Genomic DNA, 9,325 nt, shown 5'->3' with positions numbered 1-9,325 from the left:
TCAATCAATAAACAGAAACCAAAATAGAAATATTAACAAATTAAAAATTAATATTACCTAAATGCACTACGGGTTAATAGAGTACTATACCATAAAAGTGGGTTTTGAAGAGAATTACCCTAATAATTATTTAATCCAAGGCTTTGCCACGTGTTGTATACTTTTTGGAAGTGAAGCCACAAAAGTACAAATTATTATCTCAAAAAATAAGCTATTTTAGCAAAATTAAGCCCAGCAGCTAACAAGGGTTTTGCAATAGTGGGGCGAAACTGCAAAGTTCAACTGTTGTTCTTCGGTTCAACTTTTGTGCAAAATTGAAGATTTGTGCTTCGATTGCCCCACCATCGCAAAGCCCCAAAACGTTAAGCAATCAAAAAGAACATAACACAGATTATGTAAAATATAAACAAATTAAAAAGTCCTCCAAATTGGAGGACTTTTTTTTGTTATAGCATATGTTAATTATTACATAAATAGATATTTAATGAAAATAATGGCATTCGTTTTGAACTTTATTAACTTAGAAAACACTAAAGTGTTTTTTCATAGGTTTAGGTTGGTTTAGAAGGTTTTGTAGTAAAAACAAAACCTTCTTTTTTATTATAAATACTAAAAGCCACAATCTTAAAAAGATTGTGGCTTTTATTTGTCATCATAATGTCCTCTTGCAGATACAATTTGGACAATTATCTTATCATCATCAATGGAATATACTAATCTATGTTTATCTGTTATTTTACGAGCATAGAACCCCGCTAAATTATATTTTTTAAGTGTAGGTTTTCCTGTTCCGGTCTTAGGGTGTTCCATTAATTCACTAATAAGAATAACTGCTTTTTGAAATGCTTTAGGTTCTGATTTTTTAAGTTTCTTTAAATCTTCTTTTGCTTTAGAAGAGAAGATCACTTCATAAATCATAAGCTATCAAAAAATTGTTGTAATTCGTCTTTAGATTTTATCTTAATTCCTTTTCCCTCTTTTATTTCTTTTTCAGAATCTTTTATACGTTGTACCATTTCATCTGTAAAATATAAGTCGTCTTGAGAAATAGGTGTAAGAACATAAGCTTGTTTACTTCCTCGTCTTATTACAACCTTTTTACCTTTATCGACCATATCAAAGAAATCTTTTTGATGTTCTCTGAATTGTCTACTTGTAGTTTCTATAATTGCCATTGTGTAATCATTTGTGTACACAAATATACAGAATAGTTTTTAATTAATAAGTATAAATAAATTGAAACCTAAAACAACCCTCTGTAGAAATAAAAGGTTAAAGATGCCACCATCTTTTTTTCTTCTGAATCGGAGTTTGTTCAGTTTTTTGTGTTTCTTCTTTAGGTGCTTCTAAAAGCAAAATAGTTTTTTGTAAATCCATTATTCTGCCCTCTTTTTCTTGCAAAAGAAGTTCTTTATTTTTCAATTCTTGTTCGTGTAAAGTCTTGTTTAATCTTATTTCTTGCTCATATAAAGCCAGTTTTATTTTTAATTCGTTCAATTCGTTGTCGCTTGGTCTTTTATTGGTCGTGTCTATATTTTGTCTAGGTTCTTTTTTGGTCTTTTTTTCAGCTTCATAGATAGAAAAAAGATAATTAACTTCTATGAAGTTTTTATTTCCCTTTTTTTGTAAGTATGGCTTAGATTCATCTTTAGCGAATAATCTTCTAATTGTTTTTTCGCTTTTTCCTGTTTTTTCGCAAGCTTCTTTTACATCAATATAGTTCATTTTTCGTTGATTTTGTCTAGTTGGTCAAATATAGGTCAAGTCTAGCTTTTGTCTAGGTTTTTATTATGGTCATTTTTAATGTATTTATTTTCAAAAAGCTGTTCAGCTTTCTTTTTTAATGAACCAATCAAATACGCTTTAAGATTTTTGATTTCATAGAGTACAGATTGCTCTTTTAATTCAACTAAAAAGTCTAATAATTCTTCTTCTGAAAGGTTGTTATATATGTTTTCAAACAAGCTAATATTATTGCTTAATTCTTTATCTGTAAACTCGTAATTGTACTTCAAATAATCCTCAATGTTTTTAGGAATAAACCAACGATTAGACATTTGTTTCATTACTTTTTGTTTCTTCAATGATTCATCTTCAAATTGTGGTTGATGAATCGGAATAAAACGAATACCTGTAATCTTACGACCTGTTTTGATTGGTTCGTAATGAAAAGTGTAAGGAGAGCATCTGTCAAGTTCCTTTCTTGCAGGTTCGATAACTTTTTGAATAAAACCACCAGTTAATCTGTATTTATCTGTAACATTAAATATCTCTTTTAATTTATCTATTGAATAATTAATGGGAGTTTTTTGGTTTGAAAGCAATTCGTAAAACCTCATAGTATATACACTTTCAAATTCCATAGCTACTTTAAGTTCGTATTTTTTGAAGCCTTTTGAGAAATCTAAAAATGCTTCTACTATTTTTGGATTTATTCTGAAAGTAGCAATTTCTGTGTTTTTTTTTATTTTAGGTTCTGAAATTACTGAGATCAATTCCCAATCGTTTTCATCTTCATATTCAAAAAACTTTTTTGCTAAATTTCTTAAAGCTGACTTTATTCGAATATGGTTTGTATCTGTTTCGTTTTGTAAAAACAACTTAATAGGCATACTAACAATACTAGTACATTGATTATCCTGTTCAATAGTTATCTTATCGTTTAGCTTCTGATTTTGGAGTAATCCTTGAAAAAGTTCTACAAGACGATAAAGAATGCGTTTCTCGTAAACAGAATAGTCATATTTAGCTGTCGTTAAAATATAAGATTGTAACACTTCTTTATTGTTGATTTTAGACATAAGTTATAGTATTGAAAAACAAATTTATATAAATACTATAACTTACACAAATGTAAGTTATAGTATTTATTCAATAAGTTATAGTTAGGTGTTTTCTATTTATTCAATAAGTTATAGTTGTTTATTCAATAAGTTATAGTTAGTGTTTTTTAAAACGTTGTAACTATTATGATATTCAATTTAATATACGTTTTTTGTCGAAAGCCGATAAGTAATGTTAGATAAGCTATGTTTATTTAATACAAAAACATGGTGTTTTTTTAGTCTTTTAAGGGTGATTTTTCAATGAAAAATCGACTACTTTCGAAACTCTTTTCAAAATCGTTTTTGGAAAGAGTTCTGAAAAGAAAAACAAAACAAAAAAAAAGATGCAGCTGACCGCAGGTCGCACCAGGGGGCGGCGCCGTTTTTTTGTATCATTTATTTAAACTATTGATTATCAGTGAATAAAATTAAAATTAACCTCGATAAATCCAATCTCAATGCCATTGTGTACATTTTGATGAATTTTGAAATTCCGGTGGAAGCTTCAAATTTCGCGTTTAAAGCACTTTTATCCATTTGCGAAGATGTATGTATCAAATTAGAGAAAAAAGCGATTACGGAACGTAAAAACACCAAAAATTTCAATATTTCGCTTAAATACTTTGAAGCGTTTGCACTAGAAAATGTTTTAAGGCTGTTTTTAGACCAAAATAATGAGGAGCACTATATTTTAAATTCGGCTCGATTAGTTGCTAATCAAATTAATGCTAAACTTTAAATATATTTGTGAAAATATAAGTGTAAATATTTAATTTGAAAGCGAATAAGAGGGAAATTCTATCAAGGGTTTTCCTCTTTTTTTGTTGGAGAGTTTTTCAAAGGGAGAGGAAATTTGTTTTTTCAAAACAAGCAAGTAGTATAAAACGCCTCGTTTTATTATTTTCAAGTGAAACTTGAATCAAATTTTGACACTTTTTATAAATTAAAAATGAAGATGATTTTTAGGTTTTTAAGGAAAAGTAGGAATAGCAAGACGGAATCGGGGAAACCCCGATACAAAAACCTATTCCATTGATTAGTAATTACATACAGATATAAATACCTCCTTTTATATGTTAAAAAGGAGGTATTTTGATTGTAACTAATTGATATAAAGCATATTTAAGGTGTTTTTTTAAAGGAGGTATTCTTAAACTCCAACAAATTTAATACAGCTATAATAGGAGAATGTTTTTGCTTATTCTATCTATTGAGCATTCATTCAAAACACGTTTTTAGAAAGGCTTTTTTAAGGCTCTTTTTTTTCTTAAAAATGAACAATTTTTATAGAAAAATAAAGATAGCAAGAGGGAACTGCGTGACATTTCGTAAGTTGTTAGTTTTCAATGATTTGTGAAAACAGCATTTTCAAAAAGTATATAAATAATATATTTTTAGCTTATTTTTAAATGTAATATATTGATTATCAATAATGTTAAAATATATAATATGTATATGATTTGTAGATTTAAACAGATTTAGAGAATTGATGAATTTTTTAAAAAATAGGATTGGACGTGTGTTGTGTTTTACTTCTTTCCAAACACGTTTTTATAAGTTTAAATAAAAAAAAGCCAATCGAAAAAATTCCGATTAGCTTCTTTTTTATCATTTTTTGACCTGTTTGAATAATCAAGCTTCAACGCTTTTAGAGGGCTACAAAGCCCCTCTTTTTTGATTTTCGTTTATCTGATTCGGCACTGATTTAAAATCAGTTAATTACACCGAAAAATAAAGGCTATAATAAGAATTATGTTAAGTAATGAAATAGATTAATAAAGTATCAATTGTAGAGTTTCGTGATCCATGATTGAGAATTTAAAAATTTTAAATAAAAACCTCGCTATTCATACAAATGTTATTTAGATAATATAGACTATCAAAGAATTTATTACTTTTAACAAAGTAATTACACGAAATACGGATATAGGGAATATTTCACGAAACTTTTCTATTATTTACTTCGTAAATTACTATGTTATGCGGCAGCTTAAAAGACGACACCAAACCAGAAAAATCATCTTGACAACCACCCGACTTTGAACTACGAAGGATGAAATTTTTCAGGGACAACTTCCAGCATTTCCAAAAAACAGTTTACCCATTGACTTGGAGACAAACAAACAATTTGAGCATTAAGGTTTAAACCGAATTTTTCCGAAATTGACCTGACCTGACTTTTCCTGAAAATCGACTTTAAAGCTGTTTTTACAGATAAATCAGGTTTCTCTAACAGACAGGAAATAAATGCTAAGTATTTGGCTTTAAACTTAAAATCAAAAAATAACTGTTTTCTTTTAATGTTTAACAGGGCTGATTTGACAGTTGGCGGTGGCAAGAAACTTTCAGGACCTACCTCATAGACAAGTTTCAAATCAAAAAAAGTATGATAGAAAACGGTATATGGATTGTAAAGCTTCCTCGAAAATAACTTTTGTGTAGGTTCTAACTGAAGGATAATGGAACCTCCCAGAAAATTTCCAAGACTCTCAAACATCAGGATTTTGAAAATATCGGAAGTAATGCCATAAGGAATATTTGACACCACTTTGAAAGGAAATTTCGGAACTGCAAAATTCCTAAAATCACAACCGACAACTTGAACATTTCGGGCATCAGAAAATAATTTTCGTAAATGTTCAACCAAAGCTGTGTCGTTTTCAATAGCAACAACATTGTTGGCGATTTTTAATAAATGAACAGTAAGAAACCCCTTGCCTGCCCCAATATCTAAAACCGTATCCTGATTACTTATATTTGCTTGTCTTATTGCATCTTTTATTAGCACTTTATCAATAGTAAAGTGCTGACCCGTAAAACGAACGGGCAATTTCTTTTTTGTCATTAGTAACTTCTTACAGGTGAATACTTGAATTCAAATCACAATTCATAATTCAAAAATTGAAATTGCTTGACTGCAAATTTAGTAACTTTGCTTGACAAATTAACGAGAAAGAAGAGAAAATGAAAGCCGACCGCATAACATCACCTATACGCAAGCAGGGGTTTCGTGCTTCGTAGGACAGTTAAGTGGTAAATTTAAAGTTCAGTTCTTCGTAGGAAGTTCAGTGGTTAAAATCCCTGCCTGCGTATAGCTGAGAACCGTTAGCGGTAATTTTACCAAACAGAATGTTGAACATAAAAAAATATAATCCGATGAAGCTATAAGTAAATGTTCAAAATAAAAAAAGTGAAACTTTTTTATTGCTTTCAAAAAGCAGTGAGAATTTCTATTATCAACTTTTAAAAATTAGAAGAAATGACGCAGTTACAAATGATTAACAAAACAAAATCTATAGCTCAACAAGACGAAAATGTTTCCGCTGTTTTTATGTATGGTTCATTTACTAAAAGCGAAGGAGATAAATATTCTGATATCGAATTTTACATCTTTTTAAAAAATAAAGAAAATTTCTCGTCGGAAAAATGGGTAAATCAAATTCATCCTGTGGCATTATATTTTACAAATGAATATGGAAGCGAAGTTGCTATTTTTGAGAATATGGTCAGAGGCGAATTTCATTTTTTAAAAACGGAGGAAATTGAAATTATCAAATCTTGGGACGGAATTGTTGCATTTAGCGATTTTGACCAAATGAACCTAATCGACAAAGACGGACATTTAACGAAAACACTAAATCAAATCAAAACGAAATCGCCCGAAAGAATAACAAATGAAAACATCTTGTGGTTAAGTCAATCATTACTGAATGTTATACTGACAACAAGCAACTTAATTAAGCGAGAAGAATTTGCTCATGCTCATCATAGTTTATCAAATGTTCAGAAATATTTGCTTTGGCTTATTAGAGCAAGAACAAACAAAACCCAACATTGGGAAAGTCCAACTAAAAGTCTTGAAAAGGATATTGATACGACTTGGTATTTTGCGTATAAAACAGTAACATCGGATTTAAATCCTAAAAATATAATTTTAGCTTTTGAAAACTCATTAAATTTATCGGAAAAACTATTTGACGAACTAAATATTGAACCAAAAATGAAAGAAATCCTACATGAAATAAGAAAAAACTACCGCTAACATCGGTTTGGCGAAATGGCGGGTGACGGATTTCTATTGAACAGATGTGCTCAATTGAACGATAGTAATTTTATTCAACCACAGTACTAAAAGGCCGCCACAGCACCAAGCCGTAAACCGTTAGCTGCAAGGCTACACAACAACGCTAATAGACAAACATCCCTTGAAATAATAGGGAGCTGACCCGATTAAGGTGTCAGCCCCTACTAAAAAAAATCTACTCAACACCTAACTGTAATTTTGCAGAACTAAGATGAATTTCATCTTGTGTTTCTAAAGCAAAATATCCATAAGCTAGAGGTGCGGCAGCAGCTCGTTCAACTGCTTGTTCAAACAGTTTATCCCATACTTCTCCACCTTGTTTTTCGTATGCCGAAATTAAATTTTTCAGACTTTCTTCACCGAAAACAGTAACGTGACCTGAAAAATCTTGTGCTATATCGCTGACTTGTGCAGTTGACCAATCAATAATTCCACAAACTTCTCCATTATGATGAGTAAGTGTATGACCTGCATACAAATCACCGTGAATGAATTTTGTAAAATTCGGCCATAAGGCATCATTATCCAGCCATTTTTGGTACCGAAGTTCTAATTCGGCATTTATCCCTAATTCAGATTTCACCAAAATCAATCTTTCAGAAATCTCATTTCTAACCTGTTCAGGTGTCAAAACTTTTAGATTATTACGAAGTACTTCTTCCGTAGGAATTGAATGAAGTTCTATAAGTGCTTTCGCTAATGATGGTATATAAAGGTCGTTTTCTTTAGACATATTCCAGGTTACTTCATAAGTCTCCGCATCATAAGTAAGTGCAGGTTTTCCATCGAGCAAAGGATAGGCTACCAGTTTTTCATTAGCTATACGCCAATCAGGAACTTGAACCGAAAGGTATTTCGACACCAATTGAAGAATGCGTTTCTCATTCGCAATCTGTTCGCCTAAGGTTGTTCTTCTTGGAATACGCAACAACCACTTTGTGCCATCCCTATCTGTAGCGAAACCAACCTTAAAATCAATTCCCATTTCATTAAAACTCATTTCATCCGAAAGAATTAACCCATTTCTTTCCGCTAATTTTTGAATATCTCTATTTTTCATTTTTTTAAATATTTTTGATTTTACCTAATTGCATTAAGTTGCGAGTGCTAAACGAAAGAATACCCACAAGGATTGCCAAACAACCGCTTATGATAAACGTAATGTTTACACCAATAACTTCTGCAATCAGGCCTGTGAATAATAAACCGATTACACTTGGCAAAACTGCCAAACTATAATAAAGTGAAAATACACGTCCTAATTTTTCAGGACTTACCTCTGTTTGTACAATTGCTGTAAAACAGCCATTGAAAACAGACAGGCTGATACCGCCAATGGCTGTTACCATCACAAATCCTACAAACCAACTTGCAGGTAATACACCACTCAAAATAAATGTAAGTCCCAATAATACATACATAACATTGACTGCGACTACTTTTGAGCCTTTCAATTTGAAAATACTCAGGATGACACCGCCAATAAGCATACCTCCGCCCCAAACCACTTCTACAATTCCTATCTCCCATTTTCCTCCTGCAAAATGCCCTGTTGTGAGCAACGGAAACATAATGGCAGCTGGCATTATAACAAAGGTTATCGCCATTGCATAAAGAAAAAGATAACGCAAACCTTTGTTTTTTGAAACAGTCTGAAACCCTTCCGAAAATTCTGTAGCAATAGAATGTGCAGACGATTTTGACTTCGCAACCACATTGGGAATTTTCACCATCACGAGTGAAAGAATAGCCAGCAATGCTCCAATCAAATCCAAGTACAATACTTTTGAAATAGGAAGATAAGCAATGGCTAATGTGCCAATGGCAGGACCACCAATACTGCAAACCGAATGTAACACCTGATTAATTCCTGCTACCTTTATCAATTCATTTTGGGGTACAATCAGCGGAGCAATTGCCTGTAGTGCCGGAGCGTGAAAAGCATTACCAACAGAGCGTAAACCCAATAAAATGTATATCCATATAAGATTAACATTTTCATTTTGTAAAATGACGAGTAACAAAAGGGCACAGAGAGCTATAAAAGCATCCGAAAAAATCATTACATATTTACGATTGAGACGGTCAACATATACACCTGCTATTAAGCCTATCAATGCTTGAGGCAACATAGCTGCTATTCCTGCGTAGGCTAAAACTTCGGCTGACTTGTACTCCAGACTAAGCCATATAACAATAGCAAACTGAACAGCATAACTTGTAAGCATTGAAGCAAACTGTCCAGCCCATATAAACATATAGGTCTTAAACCATTTACGGTTTTCCATAAAAACTTGATTAAATTATACAACAAAATAATTGTAGCATAATACTAATAGAACCGGTAGTGCATTTGTATTAGATTGTATATAAAAGTTGTACAACCTGCTAAAAAGCAGTAAATTGTAGTTACTAC

The 9,325-nt window shown here is 31.4% G+C and carries 9 protein-coding genes; 2 read left to right on the top strand and 7 right to left on the bottom strand.

What is annotated here, in order from left to right:
- Positions 1-642: 642 nt before the first annotated feature.
- The 4 genes from HXZ69_RS14605 to HXZ69_RS14590 form a co-directional block, all read right to left on the bottom strand.
- Positions 643-918 carry a Txe/YoeB family addiction module toxin gene (locus tag HXZ69_RS14605; protein ID WP_286494559.1) on the bottom strand — a complete coding sequence of 92 codons (276 nt, stop codon included), beginning with the start codon at positions 916-918 and terminating at the stop codon, positions 643-645.
- Positions 915-1,175, bottom strand: a complete 261-nt coding sequence (locus HXZ69_RS14600; protein ID WP_280038213.1) for a hypothetical protein — start codon at positions 1,173-1,175, stop codon at positions 915-917. Before HXZ69_RS14600 ends, HXZ69_RS14605 begins: the two co-directional genes overlap by 4 nt.
- Before the next feature lie 97 nt (positions 1,176-1,272).
- Positions 1,273-1,725: a hypothetical protein gene (locus HXZ69_RS14595; protein ID WP_280038214.1), complete on the bottom strand. Its 453-nt coding sequence runs from the start codon at positions 1,723-1,725 to the stop codon at positions 1,273-1,275.
- Between the two features lie 41 nt (positions 1,726-1,766).
- Positions 1,767-2,801 (bottom strand): replication initiation protein, encoded by a 1,035-nt coding sequence (locus tag HXZ69_RS14590; protein WP_280038215.1) that lies wholly within the window; start codon positions 2,799-2,801, stop codon positions 1,767-1,769.
- A 442-nt stretch (positions 2,802-3,243) separates the two neighbouring features.
- On the opposite strand from HXZ69_RS14590, the gene HXZ69_RS14585 reads away from it, so the two are divergent.
- Positions 3,244-3,564 (top strand): hypothetical protein, encoded by a 321-nt coding sequence (locus tag HXZ69_RS14585; protein ID WP_280038216.1) that lies wholly within the window; start codon positions 3,244-3,246, stop codon positions 3,562-3,564.
- Positions 3,565-4,869: 1,305 nt separating this feature from the next.
- Here the strand turns inward: HXZ69_RS14585 and erm(F) are convergent.
- On the bottom strand, positions 4,870-5,670 hold the full coding sequence (gene erm(F), locus HXZ69_RS14580; RefSeq protein WP_064964835.1) for a 23S rRNA (adenine(2058)-N(6))-methyltransferase Erm(F): 801 nt from the start codon (positions 5,668-5,670) through the stop codon (positions 4,870-4,872).
- A gap of 414 nt (positions 5,671-6,084) precedes the next feature.
- Between erm(F) and lnu(H) the strand changes: the two genes are divergently transcribed.
- Entirely contained in the window at positions 6,085-6,867 is a 783-nt protein-coding gene (gene lnu(H), locus HXZ69_RS14575) for a lincosamide nucleotidyltransferase Lnu(H) (protein WP_051021433.1), read from the top strand.
- 217 nt (positions 6,868-7,084) lie between these two features.
- Here the strand turns inward: lnu(H) and mph are convergent, their stop codons facing one another.
- Both mph and mef(C) read right to left on the bottom strand, forming a co-directional pair.
- Complete coding sequence (mph, locus tag HXZ69_RS14570; protein ID WP_078213155.1) at positions 7,085-7,969, bottom strand: Mph(E)/Mph(G) family macrolide 2'-phosphotransferase; 885 nt, start codon at positions 7,967-7,969, stop codon at positions 7,085-7,087.
- A gap of 4 nt (positions 7,970-7,973) precedes the next feature.
- Complete coding sequence (gene mef(C) / locus HXZ69_RS14565) at positions 7,974-9,197, bottom strand: macrolide efflux MFS transporter Mef(C) (RefSeq protein WP_085286200.1); 1,224 nt, start codon at positions 9,195-9,197, stop codon at positions 7,974-7,976.
- Positions 9,198-9,325 lie beyond the last annotated feature (128 nt).

This window comes from Empedobacter sp. R132-2 (genome assembly GCF_030324375.1).
GTDB lineage: Bacteria > Bacteroidota > Bacteroidia > Flavobacteriales > Weeksellaceae > Empedobacter > Empedobacter falsenii_B.
Note: the sequence above shows the minus strand (reverse complement) of the source record. Positions and strands in the feature narration are given on the sequence as shown.